Source organism: Neobacillus niacini (assembly GCF_046591715.1).
GTDB classification, from domain to species: domain Bacteria; phylum Bacillota; class Bacilli; order Bacillales; family Cytobacillaceae; genus Neobacillus; species Neobacillus niacini_L.
The window spans coordinates 1-24,210 of the sequence record NZ_JAWVNQ010000003.1 but is presented as its reverse complement, the minus strand read 5'-3'; the positions used below and the strand labels follow the sequence as shown (position 1 = coordinate 24,210).

At 40.5% G+C, this 24,210-nt stretch carries 21 protein-coding genes, 1 other RNA gene and 1 other annotated feature; of the genes, 3 read left to right on the top strand and 19 right to left on the bottom strand.

Annotated features, from left to right (window positions below; genetic code table 11):
- Positions 1-173: 173 nt before the first annotated feature.
- The 4 genes from ssrS to SFC47_RS09865 form a co-directional block, all read right to left on the bottom strand.
- Positions 174-369: non-coding RNA, 6S RNA (gene ssrS, locus SFC47_RS09880), on the bottom strand.
- 61 nt (positions 370-430) lie between these two features.
- A complete protein-coding gene (aspS, locus tag SFC47_RS09875) occupies positions 431-2,209 on the bottom strand; it encodes an aspartate--tRNA ligase (RefSeq protein ID WP_411254126.1) in 1,779 nt (592 codons plus the stop codon).
- Between the two features lie 13 nt (positions 2,210-2,222).
- The gene (hisS, locus tag SFC47_RS09870) at positions 2,223-3,494 is read right to left on the bottom strand and encodes a histidine--tRNA ligase (RefSeq protein WP_411254125.1); all 1,272 of its coding nucleotides are present in this window, start codon (positions 3,492-3,494) and stop codon (positions 2,223-2,225) included.
- Positions 3,495-3,576: 82 nt separating this feature from the next.
- Positions 3,577-3,846, bottom strand: a binding site (T-box leader).
- 56 nt (positions 3,847-3,902) lie between these two features.
- Positions 3,903-4,079 carry a hypothetical protein gene (locus SFC47_RS09865; RefSeq protein ID WP_411254124.1) on the bottom strand — a complete coding sequence of 59 codons (177 nt, stop codon included), beginning with the start codon at positions 4,077-4,079 and terminating at the stop codon, positions 3,903-3,905.
- A gap of 165 nt (positions 4,080-4,244) precedes the next feature.
- Between SFC47_RS09865 and SFC47_RS09860 the strand changes: the two genes are divergently transcribed.
- Positions 4,245-5,981 carry an N-acetylmuramoyl-L-alanine amidase family protein gene (locus SFC47_RS09860; RefSeq protein WP_411254123.1) on the top strand — a complete coding sequence of 579 codons (1,737 nt, stop codon included), beginning with the start codon at positions 4,245-4,247 and terminating at the stop codon, positions 5,979-5,981.
- Positions 5,982-6,033: 52 nt separating this feature from the next.
- Here SFC47_RS09860 and dtd read toward each other — a convergent pair whose 3' ends face one another.
- The 6 genes from dtd to SFC47_RS09830 all read right to left on the bottom strand — a co-directional run bounded on the left by dtd (position 6,034) and on the right by SFC47_RS09830 (position 14,582).
- Positions 6,034-6,477, bottom strand: coding sequence for a D-aminoacyl-tRNA deacylase (dtd, locus tag SFC47_RS09855; protein ID WP_411254122.1), 444 nt, complete (start codon positions 6,475-6,477; stop codon positions 6,034-6,036).
- 12 nt (positions 6,478-6,489) lie between these two features.
- Positions 6,490-8,685, bottom strand: coding sequence for a RelA/SpoT family protein (locus SFC47_RS09850; protein WP_411254121.1), 2,196 nt, complete (start codon positions 8,683-8,685; stop codon positions 6,490-6,492).
- Between the two features lie 218 nt (positions 8,686-8,903).
- Positions 8,904-9,416: an adenine phosphoribosyltransferase gene (locus SFC47_RS09845; RefSeq protein WP_411254120.1), complete on the bottom strand. Its 513-nt coding sequence runs from the start codon at positions 9,414-9,416 to the stop codon at positions 8,904-8,906.
- Positions 9,416-11,770: a single-stranded-DNA-specific exonuclease RecJ gene (gene recJ / locus SFC47_RS09840; protein WP_411254119.1), complete on the bottom strand. Its 2,355-nt coding sequence runs from the start codon at positions 11,768-11,770 to the stop codon at positions 9,416-9,418. Before recJ ends, SFC47_RS09845 begins: the two co-directional genes overlap by 1 nt.
- Positions 11,771-11,885: 115 nt before the next feature.
- Positions 11,886-14,150, bottom strand: a complete 2,265-nt coding sequence (gene secDF, locus SFC47_RS09835) for a protein translocase subunit SecDF (RefSeq protein ID WP_411254118.1) — start codon at positions 14,148-14,150, stop codon at positions 11,886-11,888.
- Between the two features lie 135 nt (positions 14,151-14,285).
- Positions 14,286-14,582 carry a post-transcriptional regulator gene (locus tag SFC47_RS09830; protein WP_411254117.1) on the bottom strand — a complete coding sequence of 99 codons (297 nt, stop codon included), beginning with the start codon at positions 14,580-14,582 and terminating at the stop codon, positions 14,286-14,288.
- Positions 14,583-14,969: 387 nt separating this feature from the next.
- Between SFC47_RS09830 and spoVB the strand changes: the two genes are divergently transcribed.
- Positions 14,970-16,520, top strand: coding sequence for a stage V sporulation protein B (gene spoVB / locus SFC47_RS09825; protein WP_411254116.1), 1,551 nt, complete (start codon positions 14,970-14,972; stop codon positions 16,518-16,520).
- A 36-nt stretch (positions 16,521-16,556) separates the two neighbouring features.
- On the opposite strand, the gene SFC47_RS09820 is transcribed toward spoVB, so the two are convergent.
- Positions 16,557-17,219, bottom strand: a complete 663-nt coding sequence (locus SFC47_RS09820; protein ID WP_411254115.1) for a DUF421 domain-containing protein — start codon at positions 17,217-17,219, stop codon at positions 16,557-16,559.
- A 220-nt stretch (positions 17,220-17,439) separates the two neighbouring features.
- On the opposite strand from SFC47_RS09820, the gene SFC47_RS09815 reads away from it, so the two are divergent.
- On the top strand, positions 17,440-17,799 hold the full coding sequence (locus SFC47_RS09815) for a TIGR04086 family membrane protein (protein WP_411254114.1): 360 nt from the start codon (positions 17,440-17,442) through the stop codon (positions 17,797-17,799).
- Positions 17,800-17,837: 38 nt separating this feature from the next.
- Here the strand turns inward: SFC47_RS09815 and yajC are convergent, their stop codons facing one another.
- From yajC to SFC47_RS09775, 8 genes are all read right to left on the bottom strand, one after another.
- Entirely contained in the window at positions 17,838-18,140 is a 303-nt protein-coding gene (gene yajC, locus SFC47_RS09810; protein ID WP_411254113.1) for a preprotein translocase subunit YajC, read from the bottom strand.
- Between the two features lie 28 nt (positions 18,141-18,168).
- On the bottom strand, positions 18,169-19,308 hold the full coding sequence (gene tgt / locus SFC47_RS09805; RefSeq protein WP_411254112.1) for a tRNA guanosine(34) transglycosylase Tgt: 1,140 nt from the start codon (positions 19,306-19,308) through the stop codon (positions 18,169-18,171).
- A 21-nt stretch (positions 19,309-19,329) separates the two neighbouring features.
- Complete coding sequence (gene queA / locus SFC47_RS09800; RefSeq protein WP_411254111.1) at positions 19,330-20,358, bottom strand: tRNA preQ1(34) S-adenosylmethionine ribosyltransferase-isomerase QueA; 1,029 nt, start codon at positions 20,356-20,358, stop codon at positions 19,330-19,332.
- Between the two features lie 25 nt (positions 20,359-20,383).
- The gene (gene ruvB / locus SFC47_RS09795) at positions 20,384-21,385 is read right to left on the bottom strand and encodes a Holliday junction branch migration DNA helicase RuvB (protein ID WP_411254110.1); all 1,002 of its coding nucleotides are present in this window, start codon (positions 21,383-21,385) and stop codon (positions 20,384-20,386) included.
- Between the two features lie 11 nt (positions 21,386-21,396).
- Complete coding sequence (ruvA, locus tag SFC47_RS09790; RefSeq protein WP_411254109.1) at positions 21,397-22,008, bottom strand: Holliday junction branch migration protein RuvA; 612 nt, start codon at positions 22,006-22,008, stop codon at positions 21,397-21,399.
- Between the two features lie 106 nt (positions 22,009-22,114).
- The gene (locus tag SFC47_RS09785) at positions 22,115-22,759 is read right to left on the bottom strand and encodes a response regulator (protein WP_411254108.1); all 645 of its coding nucleotides are present in this window, start codon (positions 22,757-22,759) and stop codon (positions 22,115-22,117) included.
- 11 nt (positions 22,760-22,770) lie between these two features.
- The gene (locus SFC47_RS09780) at positions 22,771-23,880 is read right to left on the bottom strand and encodes a GAF domain-containing sensor histidine kinase (protein WP_411254107.1); all 1,110 of its coding nucleotides are present in this window, start codon (positions 23,878-23,880) and stop codon (positions 22,771-22,773) included.
- 94 nt (positions 23,881-23,974) lie between these two features.
- Positions 23,975-24,210 (bottom strand): hypothetical protein (locus tag SFC47_RS09775; RefSeq protein WP_411254106.1); only part of this gene is annotated, 236 nt, incomplete at its 5' end.

Genomic DNA, 24,210 nt, shown 5'->3' with positions numbered 1-24,210 from the left:
TTGTTACCCAATCCCCGACAGCACCGCTGTTTCGGGCACAATCACCCCATGATTGTTACCCAATTCCCATTAACACAACTATTTCAGGCACAATCACAATCCGTGCTTACTTGCTCTCCCCCTAAAAAAAGCAATAAAAATAGCCCCCTGCATATGCAGGAGACTATTTTTATAAGGGTCCCAATGGTGCCGTCGCGCTAGTTCCTTCTTTTGATCCCGCCACTCTCGCAGGTGGGTGTCTTGTTCCAAGTTTTTGTAAGTCCCTTTAACCGTATAGGTTGAGGCTTTTACGCTGCTTGAAGACTTCAGACTCCCGAAGAAATAATGTTGGTCAAAAGTTAGGTAATACAACGAACATTTCAGGACACTTATTTGATTGACTTTATAATACCACAGATTAAAAAACCATTCAAGGGATTATGAAAGCGTTTTATTCGCCTTTGTTAGTAACATTTAGTGACAAATGCAGTTCTTTTAATTGGGCTTCCGAAACTTCTCCTGGTGCATCTGTTAACAAATCGCTGGCACTTGCCGTTTTTGGAAAAGCAATGGTGTCACGCAGATTTGTACTGCCTGAGAGAAGCATCACCAAACGGTCCAAACCTAGAGCAATCCCGCCATGCGGAGGAGTACCGTATTCGAAAGCATTTAACAAGAAGCCAAATTGCTCTTGTGACTCTTCAGGAGTAAATCCAAGAACCTTAAACATCTTTTCTTGAACTTCACGCTCAAAGATCCGTAATGACCCGCCTCCGAGTTCGTAACCATTTAATACAAGGTCATAGGCCTGTGCACGGACTCTAGCAGGATCTGTATCTAAGTATGGCAGGTCTTCTCTGACCGGCATCGTGAATGGATGATGGGCTGCATAATAACGGCCTTCCTCTTCACCATACTCAAGAAGCGGCCAATCGGTAATCCATAAAAAGTTAAACTTACTTTGGTCGATTAACCCTAGTTCTTTTCCAAGCTTCAAGCGGAGTGCACCTAATGCGTCGGCAACAACATTTTTCTTATCAGCAACGAATAAAAGCAGGTCACCCTCATTTGCATTTAATACAGATCTTAGTGCACTAGCATCTTCCTCAGCAAAGAACTTTGCAATCGGACCTTTTAACCCCTCGCCATCTACCTTCAGCCAAGCAAGACCTTTTGCACCATAAACACTTACAAATTCAGTCAGGGCATCAATATCCTTACGAGAATATTTTTCTGCAGCTCCACTTACATTAATAGCCTTAACCTGGCCCCCGTTTGCAACAGCAGCGGCAAATACTTTAAAGCCTGAATCCTTAACGACCTCAGAAAGATCCACTAGTTCTAGTCCAAAACGAGTATCTGGTTTATCGGAACCAAAGCGGCTCATCGCTTCATCATAGGTCATCCGTGGGAATGGAGCAGGAATTTCTAGTCCTTTTACTTCCTTCATCAGCCCCGTCATCATGTTTTCCATTAAGCCAAGGATATCCTCTTGACCAAGGAAACTTGTTTCAATATCAATTTGAGTAAACTCTGGCTGACGGTCAGCACGTAAGTCTTCATCACGGAAACAGCGTGCGATTTGATAATAACGCTCAATTCCGCCAAGCATTAATAGCTGCTTGAACAATTGCGGTGATTGCGGCAGTGCATAGAACTCACCAGGATGTACACGGCTCGGAACAAGATAATCGCGTGCTCCCTCAGGAGTGCTCTTGGTTAAAATAGGTGTTTCAATATCCAAGAACCCTTCGGAATCAAGGAAATCTCTAATTTGCTTTGTTACCTGATGACGCATTTTCAATGTTTCAAAAATAACCGGACGGCGGAAATCTAGATAGCGGTATTTAAGACGAATATCTTCTGATGCATCCGTGTTATCTGAAATAGTAAACGGCGGAGTCTTCGCTTCGTTAATAATCGTTACACTTTCAGCTTGTACCTCAATTTTTCCAGTTTTTAAATTAGGGTTGATCGTTCCTTCCTCACGGGCAATAACTGTTCCTTGAATATCTAGAACATACTCACTGCGGATCTTTTCCGCCGTTTGCAGTGCTTCTTTTGATAAATCCGGATTGAATACAACCTGGACAATCCCTGATCGGTCGCGTAAATCGATAAAAATTAATCCGCCTAAGTCACGGCGCTTTGCGACCCAGCCTTTAAGTGTTACTTTTTCACCAATGGCTGACTCTGGAACCTCGCCACAAAAATACGTTCTCCCATACATAAATATCCTCTCCTTATCTCTTTAATTGTTGAAAATACTCTACAAACTGTGTTAACGGTACTTCTTCCTGCTCGCCTGTAGCCATATTTTTTAGGTTAATTTTATTGTTAGAAAGCTCATCATCACCGAGAACGGCAACATATTTTGCGTTCAGACGGTCTGCTGCTTTAAATTGCGCTTTGATTTTTCGATTTAAATAATCTCTTTCGGCTGAAACACCACTAAGTCGTAACTTTTGCAAGAGACCTACTGTATAATCCTTTGCTTCTTCTCCCAGTGAGGCGATATAGCAATCAATGCCTTGATTCACTTCAAGCTCAATCCCTTCAGCATTCAGTGCTGCTAGGAAACGCTCAATACTCATGGCAAAACCGATTCCCGGGGTTTCTGGTCCGCCCATTTCTTCCGCTAAACCATTGTAACGGCCCCCGCCGCATAATGTTGTAATCGCACCAAAGCCCTCTGCGTCACTCATGATTTCAAATGCAGTGTGGTTGTAATAATCCAAGCCGCGAACCAGGTTCGGGTCAACGACAAATTCGATATCTAATTGTGTTAAATACTTCTGCAATTTTTCAAAATATGCCTTAGATTCATCATTCAGATAATTAATAATCGACGGTGCCGATTTCATTAATTCATGGTTGTGATCCTGCTTGCAATCAAGGATCCGTAATGGATTTTTTTCCAAACGATTCTGACAATCATGACAAAACTCTCCGATTCTCGGCTGGAAGTGATTCACAAGAGCATTGCGGTGAGCATTTCTGCTTTCCTTATCTCCCAGACTATTGATGACAAGTTTTAGCTTTCTCAAGCCCATTTCCTTGTATAAATTGATAGCTAATGAGATAACTTCTGCATCAATTGCCGGATCATTACTGCCTAATGCTTCAATTCCAAATTGTACAAACTGACGGAAGCGTCCAGCCTGCGGGCGTTCATATCGAAACATCGGTCCCATATAATAAAGCTTTACAGGCTGATTTGGATAACCGAACATTTTTTTCTCAACAAAAGACCTTACCACTGCTGCTGTCCCTTCAGGTCGGAGCGTAAGGCTGCGGCCGCCGCGGTCATCAAATGTGTACATTTCTTTCTGTACAATATCCGTGGTATCACCAACACCTCTAGCAAATAAATCTGTATGTTCAAAGATTGGAGTCCGAATTTCTTGATATTGATATTTCTCGCAAAGCTCTCTCGCTTTTGCCTCAATCAGCTGCCACTTTTCTACCTCTCCTGGCAGAATGTCCTGTGTGCCTCTAGGAATGCTAATAGACATAACAGTTTCCTCCTAACAAAGTCTCATTTATGTAAAATCTTTATAAAAAACAAAAAACTCCCGTCCCTTGTATAAATAACATACAAGGGACGAGAGTTATATCCCGCGGTGCCACCCTAGTTGAAGGCATAGTATTTCATGCACTTCCTCTTTTACAGTTAACGCCTGCTCACGTTCTTCTCCTAGTAGAGGAACTAGAGTCGGAATGGTTCCAACTTCTAATAATCCTTTTTCAGAGAGAAGCCTACGGAGTGTTCATTCATTAAGAATCATGCAGAAATGCTTTCAGCCCAGGGCATTTCCTCTCTAGTCATGTTTAACCTTAATTACTATGCTCCATCATTGGTTATCGTCATGTTTATTATTTATATAATATTACGGAGCATTGAATCCAATGTCAAGAAGGATTTAGGATCTTTCCAAATGTTTTTTCAACTTTCTAACATCACCGATTGTAAGACCAAATTCGGATGCAAGCTCAAACGTGGTATTATTGTGTTCCTTTTGAATAAAATCATGAAAATCTACACCAAAAAGCCTGCTGTCCATTGATTGGATACTATTTGCCTTATCGCTAGATCTCACCGGAAAACCACCTCTTTTATCATCACTATAGTTCTATTATTTCCAATCATTTTTAAAAACTTACATGGCAGACAAGATTTCCGAAAAAAGGCGAAATTTAGCAAATAAGGAATGATTTTCACAATGCTTTACGTTAAAATTATGATAGATGAAGGGAGAGAGAGGATGATAAGGAGATTTATACTTTTGTTCGTATGCTTCACGTTAATTTTTGCTGTATTCCTTCCAGAAGATAAAGGTGCAGCGGCAAACGATTCGGTTACCATTGCGGAAAGTACGGTTAACATCCGTAATGGTCCAGGTTTAAGCTACCAGCTTGTAAAACAAGTAAAAAAAGGCGAAAAGTTTACGGTTTTAAAAGAAAAAGGGGATTGGATTCAAATTCAGCTTTCAGCCGCGAAAACAGGCTGGGTTGCAAATTGGGTGGTAACCAAATCCTCTAATGGAACCACTACGACAAGCTCGGGTAATTCAAAAGGCAGAAGTGCTGAAGCCAATACCAATCAATTACGAGTGCGATCTGGCCCTGGTACGAGCTTCCGTATTATAAGCTCTCTAAATAAAGGACAAATTGTCAGTGTTGTTGATGAGAATGAAAACTGGTTAAAAATCTCTGCTTCATTTGGAGAAGGCTGGGTTGCTAGAGAATACATGGATTTAAAAAGCAATAGCACTAATTCTAAAGATGATAATACTAATAAATCCATAGATAAAGGTATTGTTACTGATACATTGAATATCAGAAAAGAGCCTTCTACCAAAGGAAGTATTATTGGTAAACTAGCAAAAGGCACTACGGTAAGCATTTATTCGAAAAAGAATAATTGGCTGGAAATCAAGTACTCTGGACAAAGTGCATGGGTAAGCAGTGAATTTGTTCAAATAGGGAATCAGAGTACGCCGTCTAAATCTACTGGAGTCATAGGGACAGTTACGGCCAGCAGTCTTAGTATCCGTGATGGTTCTTCTTTAAATGCCAGGATTATTGGCTCCGTTTCAAAGGGACAAAAATTTGCCATTTTAGATGAGGTAAATAATTGGGTCAAAATTGAATACAAGTCAGGTAAGACAGGCTGGGCTGCCGGCTGGTATTTTAGCAAGGATCAAGCAAAATCGAGCGAAGTGGCCAAGGACAGCAAAGTAACAATTCTACATAATGGGACCAATATCAGAAAGGATCCAACTGTTCAATCAACTGTCCTCCAGCGGGCAAATGAAGGAGATTCCTTTCACATTGTTAGTATCGAGAATGATTGGTATCAGATCAAATTATCGAATGGTAAGAATGGTTATATTGCCGGATGGCTTGTCACAACCAATGGCACAGGACCTGGAATTGATAAACAGGGGGCTGGAGGTTATCTCAAATACAAAACCATCGTCATTGATCCTGGTCACGGCGGGATTGATACTGGGGCGACAGGGTCGAGAGGAACGCTTGAAAAAGAATTAACACTAAGGACTGCCCAGCTTTTATCTGATAAGTTAAAGGCAGCAGGCGCTAATGTATTTCTGACAAGAAACAACGATTCGTATCTTCCGCTTCCATCAAGGGTAAGACTCGCGAGTGTTCATCAGGCAGATGCCTTTCTCAGCTTACATTATGATAGTAACCTAGACCGAAGTGCCCGGGGGATGACTGCCTATTACTATCATTCGTATCAAAAGAAACTCGCAGAATATGTTTATAACTCAACGAATACACAAACCAGATTAAAAAGCCGCGGTGTCCGCTCCGGTGATTATCATGTCGTTCGTGAAAACCAAAGAAAAGCCGTTCTTATGGAACTGGGGTACCTAAGTAACTCTGCAGAAGAAATGACGCTGACCTCCAGCCATTTTCAAGAAAGTGCAGCAACCGGTATCTATAATGGCTTAGCAAAATATTTTAAAGAACAATAGAATGCAGCTAGACAAAAAAAAGGCTTGGCAGCTATTAAGTGCCAAGCCTTTTTTATCCTTTACTTTCTACAATTAATGTCACAGGGCCGTCATTGATTAATTCAACATCCATCATCGCTCCAAAGATTCCTGTTTCAACCTTGATACCTTTTTCACGTAACAAACCATTGAATACTTCATAAAGCTGATTTGCCTGCTCGGGTCTTGCAGCTTCCATGAAATTTGGTCTTCTTCCTTTACGGCAATCGCCATATAAAGTGAATTGAGATACAGAAAGGATCTCACCGCCAACATCCAGTAAAGATAAATTCATTTTTCCAGCTTCATCTTCAAAAATCCTTAGATTGACGATTTTTTCCGCCAAGTAAGCAGCATCTTCTTCTGAATCTAGATGAGTTACTCCTACAAGCAGAACAAGACCTTTAGAAATCTGACCTGTAATTTTTTCGTTCACACTTACCTTTGCATTTTTACTGCGCTGTACCACAACTCGCATTTCATAAACTCCTTAATTCATAATCCTGCGGACAGAATATATATCTGGTATCTGTTTAATACGATCCACAACCCTTTGCAGGTGGCTGACGTTATGAATAGCAATAGACATAATAATCGTCGCCATTTTATTGCGGTCCGATCGGCCAGATACAGCTGAAATATTGGTTTTCGTCTCGTTTACTGCCTGCAGTACCTCATTCAATAGGCCGCGGCGGTCATAACCGCTAATTTCAATATCAACATTATATTCTTTCCGGTCATTTAAGGAGGATTCCCACTCAACTGGAATCAACCTGGTTTGTGCATCATTAGAGTCAATATTTGTACAATCTGCCCTGTGTACAGAAACACCGCGGCCCTTCGTAATAAAGCCGACGATTTCATCACCTGGAACAGGATTACAGCATCTGGATAAGCGGATTAACAAATTATCGATCCCGGCAACACGAACACCAGATTCTCTCTTTTTCGTTGAAGGAAATGACTTCATATCTGAAATGGCATTTGTAATGGTTGCAGACTGCTCTTGGTCTCGCTTCTTGCGCCATTTTTCCGTTAGGCGGTTAGCTACCTGCAGTGCGGTTACACCATTATAGCCAACAGCTGCATACATATCGTCTTCATTGGCAAAATTAAACTTTTCGGCTACCTTTTTCAGATTATCGGCTGTTAAAATTTCTTTTAAATCAAACTCCATCGCACGGATTTCTTTTTCAACAAGCTCTTTGCCTTTATCGACATTTTCATCCCGGCGCTGCTTCTTAAAGAAGGCTCGGATTTTGTTCTTCGCTTGAGACGTTTGCGCAAGCTTTAACCAATCCTGACTTGGTCCATAAGAATGTTTGGAGGTAAGAATTTCGATAATGTCACCTGTCTTAAGCCGGTAATCCAGTGTAACCATTTTACCGTTAACTTTGGCCCCTATTGTTTTATTACCGATTTCAGAGTGAATCCGGTAAGCAAAATCAATCGGTACGGAACCAGATGGTAATTCTATTACATCACCTTTTGGTGTAAATACAAAAACCATATCAGAAAATAAATCAATTTTCAGTGACTCCATAAATTCTTCGGCATTAGCCGTGTCATTTTGGAATTCAAGGATTTCTCTAAACCAAGTCAGCTTCTCTTCATAAGAAGTGGTATCACTAAGTGCTTTGCCTTCTTTATACGCCCAGTGGGCCGCAATACCAAATTCAGCAATCCTATGCATTTCAGATGTCCGAATTTGAACCTCCAGCGGGTCGCCCTTAGGACCAATGACTGTAGTGTGAAGAGATTGATACATATTAGGCTTCGGCATTGCAATATAGTCTTTAAATCGCCCAGGCATAGGCTTCCAGCATGTATGAATGATACCTAATACCGCATAGCAATCCTTTATACTATTCACAACAATTCGTACGGCCAATAGATCATAAATTTCACTGAATTGTTTATTCTGCTGAACCATTTTACGATAAATGCTATAAATATGCTTTGGCCTTCCAGATAGCTCTGCATTAATGGACACTTCTTTCATTCTATTGCGAACTTCATCCATTACATCGACCAAATATTGTTCCCGTTCCGCCCGTTTCTTTTTCATCAGGTTAACAATACGGTAATATTGCTGTGGATTTAAGTATCTTAATGCAGTATCTTCGAGCTCCCACTTAATCTTAGAAATACCAAGACGATGGGCCAGAGGTGCAAAGATTTCAAGGGTTTCATTTGAAATCCGGCGCTGCTTCTCAACGGGAAGGTGCTTAAGTGTCCTCATATTATGCAGACGGTCAGCAAGCTTGATTAAAATAACGCGGATATCCTGAGCCATTGCCACAAACATTTTCCTGTGGTTTTCTGCCTGCTGTTCCTCGTGTGATTTATATTTAATTTTTCCTAATTTCGTAACCCCGTCGACAAGCATGGCCACTTCGTCATTAAATTCAGTCTCGATGTCCATTAAGGTGACATCCGTGTCTTCAACAACGTCATGAAGAAAACCAGCGGCAACCGTTGCAGGATCCATCTCCAAGTCCGCTAGAATTCCAGCAACCTGAATGGGATGGATAATGTAAGGCTCTCCCGACTTTCTATATTGTTCACGATGAGAATGTTTTGCAAATTCATATGCTCTTCTTACAAATTCACAATGCTCTTCGTTTAAATAGACCCTCGTCTTGTCGATGACTTGTTCGGCGGTTAGCACTTGGTCGTTCGCCATAAAATCACCTTATTTTTCGTCTCATTTTTTATTATTAAATGTATTACTACCTAAACTAGTTACTAATGAATGTTACTATTATCGAAAAAAAAAACTCAGATGTAAAGGGTTTGATACCTATTTTACTGTATTTTGCGAAAAAAGTGTCGAAATCTAAGAAAAAAAATAGGTCTCCTCTTATAACAAGAGAGCACTCAGTTACGAGTGCCCTCAAACTATTAATAATTCATCAATGTCATGATGTCATAGCCTTCAAGCTTTTTACGGCCTTCGAGGTAGGATAATTCTACAAGAAAAGCAATTCCAGCAACCACACCGCCAAGCTGCTCAACTAATTGAATGGTGGCATCAATCGTTCCACCTGTTGCTAACAGGTCATCCGTGATTAGAACTCGCTGACCCGGCTGAATCGCGTCCTTATGAATGGTTAGAACATCACTTCCATATTCTAGTCCATAGCTGACTTTAACTGTTTCACGAGGAAGTTTCCCTTCCTTACGAACAGGTGCAAAGCCGATACCTAGTGCATAGGATACTGGGCAGCCGATGATAAACCCTCTTGCCTCAGGACCAACGATTAAATCAATTTGTTTGTCTTTTGCGTATTCAACAATCTGGTCCGTAGCGTACTTATACGCTGCTCCATTGTTCATTAATGGAGTAATATCCTTGAATGTAATTCCTGGTTTCGGGTAATCCGGTACGATTGCGATAAATTGCTTTAAGTCCATTACTTAATTGCCTCCTCAATATGAACTGATCCTTCTATAACCTCGTCAAACCAGCTCTTCAACGCTTGAAAGGATGAAAATAATAGATCTCTTTCAAGTGCATATTGAGACTGTTTCGTTTGATAGGTAATCGAATCAGTTAGGTCACGCTTTTGTGATTGTTTATTCAAAGTAATAAATCCATTGTTTATTGTAACAAAATCTAATTCAGAAAACACCTTTGACATAAAGGTAATGGTTTCTGTCGACCAGCCCCGGTGTTTGGCAATTTCATCTCCATGACGCCTTAAATCAATCGGACCCTTTTTTAATAGCAGAGCATAAAACCACTTAAAATGGTCCCTTGTAGGCAGAGTACTAAAGAAATCACTCGATTCTTTTTGAAAATAGGCATAAATTCGAGCTGGCTGTTTTCCATTAAATAAGTGCCAAATGATGTCCTTTGACGGCGGAAGGTCAACGAGTACCACATTGGCTTGATGTGTGTCAAAGGCTTTCGCATCATCTTCATTTTGAATCAGGATTGCCTCATCTTTTAGTGAGTAATCCATGTTATCATGCTGTTCCTTATTAAAAATAACAAATGTCCGCTTTTCCTTTGGGATAGTATTCACCATAGAGTGAATCTTTTTCACCCCGCGATGATCAAATAATTGCCATGATTCAACGGCAGCATCCTGGATAAAAATTTGTGGTTTACGGATATTATTCCACTCATTAACAGCTAATTCACCTATCAGTGAAATTTTCGAAGCTGGTGAAATATGGTCGGCCAACTGACCCAGTCCGAAACCAATCCCATCCAAGTTTGCTCCGTTATCGTTGACCATTACTTTTAAATGGTTTTGTTCAGATCCAATCTTTCTCATAGCAGCGACTTGGACATTACGAATTAACACCTTCGGCTTAGGGTTGTCCATACCAAAAGGAGCCAGCAGATTTAATTCATCTAATGAAGATAAATTAATTTCTTCAACATTTATTTGATGATCAAGTAAAGTTACAGGGATAAAATCTTCCTTTGTTAACTGTTCCTCTGCCAAAAGATTCAATCTTTGACGAAGATCTGGAACATCTTCTAGATTTAGCGTCATTCCGGCAGCCATTGGATGTCCGCCAAAGTGTGGAAGGATATCACGGCACGTTGATAGATTTTTAAATAAATCAAATCCTTCAATACTCCGAGCTGATCCTTTAGCCAAGCCTTTTTCAGAATCATAACTAAGGACAATGGTCGGCCGGTAAAACTTTTCAACTAATCTAGAGGCAACGATGCCAATTACACCTGCATTCCAGCCTTCTTTACCAATCACAAGGACTGAATTAGATTCAATAGGGTAGTTCTTCTCCACCTCTTCAATCGCTTCAAGTGTAATGGAATTAACAATTGACTGCCTTGTTTTGTTTAACTCGTCCATTTCTTGTGCTAAGCTTTCTGCTTCAAAAGGGTCATCGGTTAGTAGAAGGTCTACAGCCATATCAGCATTTTCTAATCTGCCGACTGCATTAATTCTTGGCGCAAGTGTAAAGCCGATTGTCTCTTCGTTAATATTCTGCGGGTTGACACCTGCTGTTTTTAAAATAGCTTTAAGACCTTTATTCTTCGTGACTTTAAGCATTTCCAAACCTTTTTTGGCAATAAGGCGGTTTTCGTCTTTTAACGAAACCAAATCAGCGATGGTACCAATAACCGCAATTTCAAGCAAGTGCTCTGGAAGTTTACCATATAGAGCATGAGCTAATTTAAACGCCACACCTACCCCAGCAAGTTCACGAAAAGGATAAATACTATCTGGAAGTTTGGGATGTATAATCGCCAATGCTTCCGGCAGGATCGGACCTGGCTCATGGTGATCCGTGATAATTAAGTCGAGGCCTAGTTCCTTTGCAACACCTGCTTCATGCAGAGCAGAAATACCTGTATCTACCGTAATAATTAATTTTATTCCAGATTCAGCTGCACTTCGAAAGGCAGGCTCATTCGGACCATACCCTTCTGTAAAGCGATTAGGTATATAAAATTGGACATTGGCTCCCAGATCCTTGAGCGTGAGCATTAATACTGTTGTACTGCTCACTCCATCTGCATCGTAATCTCCAAATATTAATATAGGTTCTTGATTTTCAATTGCCTGCCGAATTCTGTTGACGGCAGCATCCATACCTTTTAATAGATAAGGGTCATGAAATTGCTCATTTCCATATAAAAAAGACCGTGCAGATTCGGCGGTATCTAATCCGCGGTTGATAAGCAGCGACGCAACAAGCGGCGTAATTTTCAATTCATTTTCGAGAGTTTTTACTAGTTGTTGATCGGATTTACGAACAATCCATCTAGTTTTTGACTTTAACATGCGTTCACCCCTCAGACTTTACTATTATACAGGAGCGAAGTTTAGCTTTCAATCATTGATATTTTCCACTTGAAAATAAAAATAACCGCAGAATAGTCTGCGGTTATTAAAAGGATTATACCTGCGGTTCATCCGAGTTTTTTCGCTTTTCTTTAACTGTCTTAATGGTTCCCTTCTTTTTCAGTTCTTTTGCTTTTAAAACAACCCAAAGGTTGGTCGCAATAAAGACAGATGAGTATACACCAGAAATTAATCCTACAAACATCGCAATTGAGAAATTGCGGATGGACTCACTTCCGAAGAATATTAAAGCGATAATCGTAACCATAACAGTAAGGACGGTGTTAAAGGAACGTGTTAAAGTTTGGCGTAAGCTGACATTAACAACCTCGGCTATATCATCAAAGGTTTTAAGACGCTTTTTCTTAATCAAGTTCTCACGCATACGGTCAAAAGTAACAATGGTATCATTGATTGAGTAACCAACAATGGTTAATACCGCAGCAATGAACGTCAAATCTACTTCCAATCTAGTAATACTGAAGAACACAATCATAAAGAAAGCATCATGCAGTAATGAAACAATCGCCGCTACAGCCATCGCCATTTCAAATCGAACGGTTACATAGATAATAATCCCAATGGACGCGATGATGAGAGCAATTACAGCATTTTTGGCAATCTCCTTCCCTACTGTAGGAGAAACCGTACTAACATTTGGCTCTGCACCAAATTCTTTACTGAACTTTTCCTTTAAATCTGCAATTTCGTCTTTCGATAGCACACCTTTGAGTCTAGCAGAAGCAATTTCTTTATTCTCGCCAGAAATAAGGATATCGTCTGTTTTGATATTCACTTCATCAAAAGCATTTTCTACTTGTTCAGTTGTTAATGGTTTATCAGATAATACTTCAATCCGGGTTCCACTCGAGAAATCAATAGAAAGATTCAAACGGAACACTAGGAGTATAATCAAACCAATTCCTAATAATGCACCTGAGATCATGAAGAATAGTTTTCTAACCTTTACGAAATCAAATCTATCCCATCTGGTTGGGAGGTCTAATGTATCATAATTCTCGGCAATATCCTTAATATCTGCCTTTTTGACACCAAACCATCCTGGCTTTTTATTTAGGAATCCACTGTTAACCCACATTCCTAAGAAAATACGCGAACCAAATACTGCGGTAACAAAACTCATTAAAATACTGACAATTAATGTTGTTGCAAACCCTTTAACAGAGCTTGTCCCGTAAAAGAACAGCACTGCAGCCGTCAGAATGGTAGTTAAGTTTGCGTCGATAATGGAAGAAAAGGAACTCTTACTCCCTGCTTGGAATGCAGATTTAATGGACTTTCCTACCTTGATTTCTTCTCTTATCCGTTCATATGTGATGATATTGGCATCCACTGCCATACCAACCCCAAGGATAAGGGCAGCAATACCTGGAAGTGTTAATACCGCATTCATCCAGTCAAATACTAATAAAACGAGATAGATGTAGATCGATAATGTCACTGTCGCAATGAATCCTGGGAAACGATAGTAAACTAACATAAATAAATAAACAAGTGCAATTCCGATGATGCCGGCAAAGACTGTTTCATTTAATGCCTGTTCACCAAATTTAGCTCCAACTGATGTTGAATATACTTCCTTCAACTTCACAGGAAGTGCTCCTGCATTTAGAAGTGAAGCAAGCTCTTGAGCCTCCTCAGCTGTGAAGCTGCCTACGATTGAAACGGTATTTTGATTAAAAATTTCTCTTACTGTAGGTGCTGATAAAAATTTAGGATTTTCTTTTGTAATTTCTGTTTTAAAGGAATCTTTTCCTTCTTCAAAATCAAGCCAAATGACAAGATAATTGTTTGGTGTCATTTTGACAATTTCTTCGGTAACTTTTCTGAATGTATCGGCACTTTTTAACTTTAATGAAACACTTGGTGCTCCATTTTCATCAAAAGTCTGACTCGCACCATTCTCGGCTAAATCCGCTCCATCCATCATCACTCGGTCATTGGCGTCACGGAAGGTAAGATTGGCTTGGGTAGATAGTATCTCACGCGCTTCATTTTGATCTGTTACCCCGGCGAGCTGAACACGAATCCTATTTTCACCTTCAATTTGGATATTTGGTTCACTAACACCGAGAACATTGATCCTCTTATCTAGTGCTTCTGCTGTACTCGCTAATACTTCCTTGTTAATTTCCTGACCCTTTTTTGCAGGTTGTACTTCATATAAAACTTCGAATCCACCCTGCAGGTCCAAACCAAGCTTAATGTCTTTTAAAATACCAGTCGAGGTAACCCCCATAGTGCTTCCAATTAGTATAACGACTAAAAGGAAAGCAATAATTCTACTGCGCTTAACCATTATGTATTGTTCCTCCTTAGGGCTAAAAGCCAAAGCACTGCCAGTCACAGCCTTATGTAAAAATATAAAAAAATCATTGCTTTTATTATGAAATAGTTTAGAAATACTGTCAATTTATTCTAGTAAACCCCAAATTTATTTTAATAATTCCTTCATTTCATCTTCATCATCTAGATTAACTTCATTGTGCTTATAAGCTTCGATAGTCGTAAAGCTGATGTAATCACTTATCTTTACCGAAAGGATATCATCAATAATTTCATAAATTCTTATTTCTTCTTTAACTCTCTTCCATTTCTTTCTTGTCAGGTAATCCCAAAGTTCCCCTTCTGAGACTTCTTTGTAGCCTAATAGGCGAAACTCTTCTAGTTTGCTTATTAGTGCTGGTTCTACTTGAGAACGAAAATGATTGTAAGCATGTATTTTCTCCAATGATGCTGCCCCCTCCGGACATTTTAGTCTCTCTCTTGCCATTAAAATAGTGGCTGTGTTACACAGGCCTGTTGATTTACGCTCCACTTAGGAATGCTTCTTCGAATTATCACCGCAGGGACAGGCGCACTATGCCTGTCCCGAGGCACTTCGCTTTCCGCGGGCGGAACGGGGAGCCTCCTCGGCACTTAGAGATAAGCGGGGTCTCCCCTGCCCCGTCCTCCCGCAGGAGTCTTCGTGCCTTCCGCGAAAATCAACAGGGTGCAATACCAACATTTACCTTTTACACAGCCAAAATAAAAAAACACCTTGTCATGCTTTGTCCACCCTTATGCATATAGATTAATTGTATATGAATTCTTCTTTTTTGAGAAGGTGGGAAGTAGTATGTCAAAGTTTTTAAAAGGGACCTTTATCCTATTATTAGCGGGATTAATAACGAGGGTTCTTGGATTTATTAACAGAATTGTCATAGCTCGAAGTATTGGTGAAGAAGGGGTCGGACTCTATATGATGGCGTTTCCCACCTTTATCCTTGTTGTGACCTTAACACAAATGGGACTGCCTGTTGCCATTTCAAAAAATATTGCCGAAGCAGAAGCAAGAGGAAATCATCAAGAAATAAAAAAAATTCTTGTCGTTTCTCTAGCGATAACGATCTCGCTTTCGCTGATTTTTACACCCGCTCTCATTTTGTTAGCACCCATTTTGTCTACCACACTCTTTACAGACCCAAGAACGTTTTATCCTTTAATCGCGATTGCACCTGTTGTCCCTGTTATCGCCGTTTCCTCTGTTTTGAGAGGTTATTTCCAGGGCAGACAAAACATGCGCCCTTCAGCTGTATCGCAGATTTTAGAGCAACTTGTTAGAATTACCTTAATTGCGGTTATGACTAAAGCTTTTCTGCCTTATGGAATTGAATATGCGGCAGCAGCAGCTATGGTAGCTGCTATTATTGGTGAAGTGGCATCCTTAATCTATTTATTAACTGCCTTTAAATTAAAGAAACGATTCAAGTTAAGAAAAAACTTTTTCCAATTCGTCCATTCTGGCAAGAAAACCTTTAAAGATTTAATGGAAATCGCCCTGCCAACAATGGGAAGCAGAATGATTGGGTCAGTATCCTGGTTTTTTGAACCGATCGTCGTCGCTCATAGCTTAGCACTTGCCGGTGTAGTTGCGATTGAGGCAACGAAACAATACGGATCACTGACTGGGTTTGCGATGCCATTATTAATGCTGCCATCGTTCATTACCTTTTCACTGGCAACTTCGCTAGTTCCTGCAATTAGTGAAGCCAACTCCCAAAATAATCATCAATTGATTGAACACCGGCTGCAGCAGGCACTTCGTTTTGCTTTTTTAAGCGGCGGCTTGTCTGTGATTGTCCTGTATGTACTGGCAGACCCATTGATGGAGCTTATGTATGGGTCTACAAAAGGCTCTTACTTTATTCGCATCATGGCACCATTCTTTTTATTTTATTATTACCAAGGCCCTCTCCAAGCTGTCTTACAGGCACTTAACCTTGCCAGGGCTGCAATGATCAATAGCTTAATTGGAGCTGTTATTAAAACAGCTGTTATTTTCTTGCTCGCTTCACAGCCGGCCTTTGGGATAACAGGGGTGGCACTCGGCATTATAGTTGGTTTCGTGTTAGTAACGATGCTGCATTTTGCCACAGTGCTAAAGAAAATTTCGTTTAGCTTTCACATTCGAGATTACCTAAAAGGCGGCATCATTATGGCAATCTCTGCTTGGATAGGCTATTGGTTATTTAACCACATCCTTCTCGGCGAGCATTTAGCCATTAGGGTATTGTCGGCTGCTTCTGGAATGTCGATCCTCTACATTTTCCTGTTAATATTAGCCGGCCTCATCAAAAAAGAAGAACTCAGAAGAATACCGATCATTCGCAATATAATCCCAACTTGATGAAAAGGAAAAAGACACGCATGCACCGTGTCTTTTTCACTCTTCGTCCATAATATCTACAAAGAACTTGCCATTTTCAAAACTGCAAAAAGAGATTTTTCTAACATCACGGTATCCCATTTTCTTTAATTCCTGGCGGAGCCATAGGTTGGTTTTATTAATCCGGGTTAAATTTTCTTCTTCAATATTGCCATCAATGATTAACGGAATGGTAATATCTCCATCCTTAGGCTTTCCGTCACTATTATTCATTCTTTCGATAACAGAAAGACTGCCAGAGGACTCTAATATGGCAAACTCAACGTCTGCAATGCTGCGGATATCTTTTTCCCTTAGCTGGGTAAGTAAATCATCAAAGTTGTATCGTTGTTTTCTCATTGCTTCTTCATCAATTTTCCCACGATTGATGATTATGGTTGGCTTACCGTCAACAAGATCACGAAATCTTTTACTCTTTAGTGAAAGCTTTGCCAAAATTATCTGGATAACCATTAATAAAACCATAGGGATAGCAACTTGGATGGAAGATTCCTTGGGATTTTCGATCCCGACAATAGCCAATTCACCAATCATGACAAAAACCACGAGATCAAGAATACTTAATTCCCCAATTTCTCTTTTACCCATAACACGGAAAATAATGAGAATAAGTACGTAAAATAATATTGTCCTAATTACGATCGTTGTGTATATCTCCACCACTGTCGCCCCTTTTTTACCACTCAATTCTATTATTAGCTTTTTCCCCTTAATCATTTGAGGAATAAAATACCAATCACAATAAAAACGGGTAAATTTTTATTCTACTTTTAAAATAGGCGAATATGCTTGTACTAGGTAAGAATCTGTTTTTCTGATTCAAAAAGATAACATAAAGGGGGAGAGTCAAATCGAATCAAAAAGCTTTGGTACAGCTATTTTGTACGGGTTAATTTTTATTTTCGTATTTGCGATTGTCAGCAGTCTCATTTTCGCATCTATTCTTAGATTTACTTCAGTCCGGGAAGTCTCACTTCAATACATTATTACTGCCGTTTCCTTTATAGGGCTGTTTGGAGGAGGATTTCTCTCGGGTGGAAAGCGAAAGCAAAAGGGCTGGCTGATTGGAGGATTAACAGGATTAATTTACAGCATTATTGTCTTCCTGTTCCAATATTTAGGCTATGACCGCCTGTTTGATGTAGAACAGGTTATCTACTATATTTGCTATACGCTAATTGCCATGATGGGTGGAATCCTCGGAGTAAATATAGCAACAAATAACCAAAGAACCGCATAGAAAAAGGAAGCCAGAAATTTGGCTTCCTTTTTTCAATCTTACTTTTCTAAAGAAACTTCTGCTGTTGTAGAAGTTTTTGCTGATTCAGTTACTTCACGAATCGCATTTCGGTCATATGTTAGACGGCTGCCGTCTCCACATTTGATCACGACTTTGCTTTCATCGATTGAATCGACAAAACCATGTAAACCGCCAATCGTGACAATTTTATCACCTTTTTTCAACTCGTTTTGCATTTGTTGTACAGCTTTTGTACGTTTTTGCTGTGGACGAATTAATAGGAAATAAAATAATACAAACATTAATATTAAAGGAATAATTGAACCTAATCCTCCTGCCATGCTTTTCCCTCCTTTCAATAATCATCTATTAGAAATTTTTCGCGTTTGGTTTGTTAAAACCATAACGTTCAAAAAACTCTTCTCGGAAATCACCAAGCCTGTCCTCTCGGATTGCTTGTCTGACCTTCTCCATTAATCTTAACAGAAAATAGAGATTATGGTAACTAGTTAATCTAATTCCAAATGTTTCATCACATTTAATTAGGTGACGAATGTAAGCCCTGCTGTAATTTCGGCATGTGTAGCAATCACAATCTGGATCGAGCGGGCCGAAATCTTTTGCAAATTGAGCATTTTTCACAACGAGACGGCCAGTACTCGTCATCAATGTACCATTTCTTGCAATTCGCGTTGGCAGAACGCAGTCAAACATATCAATCCCGCGAATCGCCCCATCTATCAAGGAATCCGGTGACCCTACTCCCATAAGATAACGTGGTTTATTTGTTGGTAATAATGGCGTTGTAAACTCAAGAACTCGATTCATAACGTCCTTGGGCTCACCAACAGACAATCCGCCTACTGCATAACCTGGAAAATCAAGAGAAACAAGGTCCTTCGCGCTTTGTTTACGAAGCTCTTCAAATTCTCCACCTTGAACAATTCCAAAGAGTCCTTGATCATTTGGCCGCTGATGAGCATTCAAACAGCGCTCTGCCCAACGAGAAGTTCTCTCTACCGATTTTTGCATATATTCATATGTAGCAGGGTATGGCGGACATTCATCAAATGCCATCATAATATCAGAACCAAGGTCATTCTGAATTTCCATTGCCTTTTCAGGTGATAAAAATAATTTCTCACCGCTCATATGATTACGGAAATGAACGCCTTCTTCCTCAATTTTACGAAACTCACTCAAACTGAAAACCTGAAAGCCGCCGGAATCTGTTAAAATCGCCCGGTCCCAGTTCATAAATTTATGAAGACCGCCAGCTTCCCTGATAATTTCATTCCCTGGACGCAGCCATAGGTGGTAGGTATTACTCAAAATGATCCCTGCACCCATTTCCTTTAGGTCCTCTGGAGACATCGTTTTTACTGTTGCAAGTGTTCCTACCGGCATAAATGCAGGTGTGTCAAAAGAACCATGCGGTGTATGTACCCTCCCTAAACGGGCACCAGTTTGCTTACATGTTTTAATAAATTCATATCGAATTGCAGTCAAATATATTTCTCCTTCCTAACGTTAGATGATGAGCATTGCGTCGCCAAAACTGAAGAAGCGATAGCGTTCATTTACAGCAGTATTATAGGCATGCAATATATTTTCTCTCCCCGCTAACGCGCTGACAAGCATGATCAATGTTGATTTTGGCAGATGAAAATTGGTAATCATTCCATCTATCGCCTTAAATTCGTAACCTGGATAAATAAAAATATTTGTCCATCCACTGCTTTCAATAAATGTTCCATTGTTTTCTGAAGCGATGGTTTCCAGTGTCCGGGTTGATGTCGTCCCAACTGTAACAATTCGGCCGCCATTCTGACGTACTTCATTAAGCAATCGTGCTGTTCCCTCGGTTATCATATAAAACTCAGCATGCATATCATGCTCGAGAACATCCTCCACACTTACAGGCCTGAAGGTCCCCAGTCCAACATGAAGCGTAATAAACGCAACATGAACACCTTTTTCCCTTACCTCATTCAGCAGTTCCTCGGTAAAATGGAGCCCGGCAGTCGGGGCAGCAGCAGACCCAGGTTCGCGGGCAAACACCGTTTGATATCGGTCTCTATCATCAAGCTGTTCTTTAATATAAGGCGGTAACGGCATTTCTCCTAATTGATCAAGGATTTCGTAGAAAATACCGTCATACTGAAACTCTAATATTCTTCCGCCATGCTCGGAGGTTCCGGTACAAACACCTGTAAGTAAACCATCGCCAAAATCAATTTCTGTACCTTCTTTTACACGCTTAGCAGGCTTAACAAGTGTTTCCCATTTATCCCCTTCAAGCTGTTTCAAAAGTAAAACTTCAATTTTAGCACCAGTATCTTTTTTCACACCAAAAAGGCGTGCAGGAAGTACCTTTGTATCATTTAAGACAAGGCAATCCCCTTCACGCAAATATTCACTAATATTTTTAAAGATTTCATGCTTCAATCCGCCTGTTTCCTTATTCACTACCATCAGCCTGCTATCAGTCCGGTTTTGAAGCGGAACCTGGGCAATCAGCTCTTCAGGCAAATGAAAATCAAATAAATCTACCTTCATAAAATACATCCCTACTTATCAAAAATTACTGTTTTGGGTGTTCCATGCCGAAATGGCGATAGACTAAATCGGTTACCACTCTTCCTCTAGGTGTTCGCTGCAGGAAGCCAATTTGCAGTAAATACGGTTCATAAACATCTTCAATGGTTTCAGATTCTTCTCCAATCGATGCTGCAATCGTATCAAGGCCAACTGGACCGCCGCGGAATCTTTCAATGATTCCTTTTAGCAGCTTATGGTCAATATGGTCTAGGCCGAGTTTGTCTACTTGGAGCATCTCTAAAGACTCCCGAGCCAGATCAATATTAATTTCACCATTGCCTTTTACCTGTGCAAAGTCTCTTACCCTGCGCAGCAGGCGATTGGCAATCCTCGGGGTTCCCCTCGCACGTCTCGCAATCTCAGCAGCAGACTGTTCGTCAATTTTCGTTTCAAATAACTCTGCTGTTCGTAAGACAATATTTTTCAATTGGTCTTCCTTATAATACTCGAGTCTGCTTAAAACTCCAAATCTGTCGCGCAGCGGAGCGGACAACGATCCGGCTCTTGTTGTAGCGCCAACAAGTGTAAACGGAGGAAGATCTAATCTTACGGAACGTGCACTTGGACCTTTACCAATCACGATATCCAGACAAAAGTCCTCCATAGCAGGATACAGCACCTCTTCAATCTGTCTTGGAAGCCGGTGTATTTCATCAATAAATAAAACATCACCAGGTTCGAGTGCGGTTAGAATGGCTGCTAAATCACCAGGCCTTTCAATAGCTGGCCCAGAGGTTGTCCGGATGTTTACATCCATTTCATTGGCAATAATCACAGCAAGCGTCGTTTTACCTAATCCAGGAGGTCCATAAAGAAGCACATGATCTAATGTTTCCTTCCGCAGTCTTGCCGCCTCAATAAAAATCTCAAGACTTTTCTTCACTTGATCTTGACCAATGTATTGTTGTAACGTTTGCGGCCTAAGGCTTTGCTCTAAGGAGATTTCGTTCTCATTTACTTCACTCGAAATAATTCTTTCATCCATGAATAATCACCTTATTTTAAAAGCCGCTGCAGGGCTTTTTTAATATATTGGTCCGTTGACAGCTGTTCTTTTCTTAACTCAGGTGAAATCTTTTTCACTTCCTTGTCAGAATAGCCCAGTGCCTTTAAGGCAAGGACGGCCTCTTCAAAAGCAGTATTGGCCGGGTCAGCAGCCGCCGGGAATGTATCTGCATTAAATAAGTTTGGAAAATAATCTGGAACAATATCCTGTAATTTTCCCTTTAAATCAAGAATCATTTGCCTTGCTGTTTTCTTCCCGACCCCTGGGAACTTGACTAAGAAGCTCTCATCTTCATTTTCAATGGCTGAAACAACCTGCTGGACTTCACCGGAGGCCAAAATGGCAAGCGCCCCTTTTGGGCCAATCCCTGAAACATTTAATAATTTCGTAAACAGCTTTTTTTCTTCTCTCGACTCGAAGCCATATAACGCCATTAAATCTTCTCGGACATAATGATATGTATAGACAGTAACATTAGTATTCATTTTACCAGAATAAATAAACGGATTTGGCGTTGATATTTGGTAGCCTATCCCATTATTTTCTATCACAATATACTCAGGACCAACAAACTCTAGTGACCCTCTAATAAATTCGTACACTCGCTTTCTCTCCCTCAGTGTTTCATGTACTCCATTCTATCACATTAAATTAAAGGATAAGAAAAAGAAGTCTGCGAAGAAAAGAATAAAAATATTCTGTACTTTATTACTCCACAAGTTGATTTTTAACAGCAAAAAGAGCCGCCTGGGTTCGGTCTGCTAATTCGAGTTTGGCTAATAGATTAGAAACATGTGTTTTCACGGTTTTTTCGGTAATGAAGAGCGAAGAAGCGATCTCCTTATTGCTTTTCCCTCTTGCAATCTCCTTAAGAACATCTAATTCTCTCTTCGTTAACTCTGAAATGTACTTCTTATCATCGGTTTTATCTTTATTGGATAAATTGGCGAGCAGGTGTGACGTTGCCTTCGGGTGAAGCTGATTTTCACCAGCCATTATTTTTTTAATGCACGTAATTAACTCATCAGGTTCGATGTCCTTTAACTGATAGCCCGAGGCACCTGCTTCTAGTGCCGGAATTACGTGGTCCTGGTCAGAAAAACTCGTCAGCATCATAATCTTTATTTCCGGCATTTCACTTTTAATGATTTTCGTTGCCTCTATTCCATCCATCTCAGGCATCACCAAATCCATGAGAATTAGGTCCGGCATTAATGTGCGTGCGAGTTCCACCGCTTCTCTGCCATTGCCCGCTTCCCCAATAATTTCAATATCTTTTTGTGTTTTCAGAAAAAATGCTAATCCCCTCCTGACCACATGATGGTCGTCTGCGATCATGATCTTAATTCCCATTGCCGCTCCCCCTAGATTGGAATTTGAACCTTAATCTCCGTCCCTTTTCCAAGCTCACTTTTTAAGTGAAAGTTTCCATTTAACGCCTCTGTGCGGGCCTTCATATTCTTAAGTCCGAACGATGGCAGTTCAATGCTCTCATCATAAAAGAAACCACAGCCCTGATCTTGAATGATCATAGTTACAGAATCACTTTTTCTATTTAAAACTAAGGATACATTTGTGGACTGTGCATGTTTCTTACAATTGCCGAGTGCTTCCTGACCAATTCTCCACAGCGTTTCCTCTACTTTTTCAGGAAAGCTTGAGATTCCAGTCAGCTTGGTGTCCATAGTTAACCCAAGCATCTCTGCATAACTTCTTAATGCACTAATAATTCCATTTTCGAGCCCCTGCGGTTTTAACTGCCAAATGAGCGCCCTCATTTCACCCAGCGCTTCCTGTGAGAGATCCTGTATATAGGCAAAGGTTTGTTTAACCTCTTCGTTTTCAGTCATTTCCCTGCCTGCTCTTGCTGTCAAACTTAATGAAAAAAGTAACTGATTAACAGAATCATGCAGATCACGTGCAAGCCGATTCCGCTCGGAAATAAGAGCGGTCTCCTGCTCTCTTTGCGTTAATTTGATTCTTTTCAGTGCAGTCCCAATTTGAAAGGCAACTGCCTCTAGCAGTGCTAGTTCATCCTTTTGGAAATGTGTTTTATGAGGTGACCCGACATTTAGCAATCCAAATCGCTCATTCCCCGCTCGTAACGGGACAGTCGCATGATGGGTCAGACCACCGGTGTCACCCGCTTTTTCGAGAATCACATTCTCTATGCGCTGGCATTCGATAATGTTTACGGCCTTGTTCAATTTACCGTTGTTGTAGCGGCTGACACACCAGCAATCCCCCTTACACATTCTTTGGTAATCATGCTGTACCAATGGTTCAGGCAGTGACTCTTTGGCTGCCAGTTGATGCTGCCCTTTTTCATCTATTAAAAAAATCCAGCCGGTTTGCAGTCCGGTCAGATGCAAAAGTTTTCGCAGTACCCCTGCTAACACAGTCTTTGAATCTGCGCCTTCGTTTAAAAGTTCAGCGATTTCCTTTAAAATGCCGATTTCTTCATTTCTGGACATGCCTTCACCTCCTGGTATCTCTTAATCTATTTGATTAAATCATAGTCGTATCACAAGGATTGTTGCAAGTGAGAAACAGAGCTGTCGGGGATTTTTAAAGTAAGATCCTCTTATCGGGCGGCCAGCACAAGGTCGTGGTAAAATAGGCGGAGATATTCCGGTTATTTGTAGAATGGAGCTCGTTTTGGTGTAAATAAGGGGAGGTTTTCCGCTTATGGCGTGCAAACCTTATCTTTTTCACGTTTTTTGAGGCAATAGGCGGAATAGCTCCGCCTATATAAGCTAATTTTGATACCTTTTGATAAATAGGCGGAATTTCTCCTTCTATCG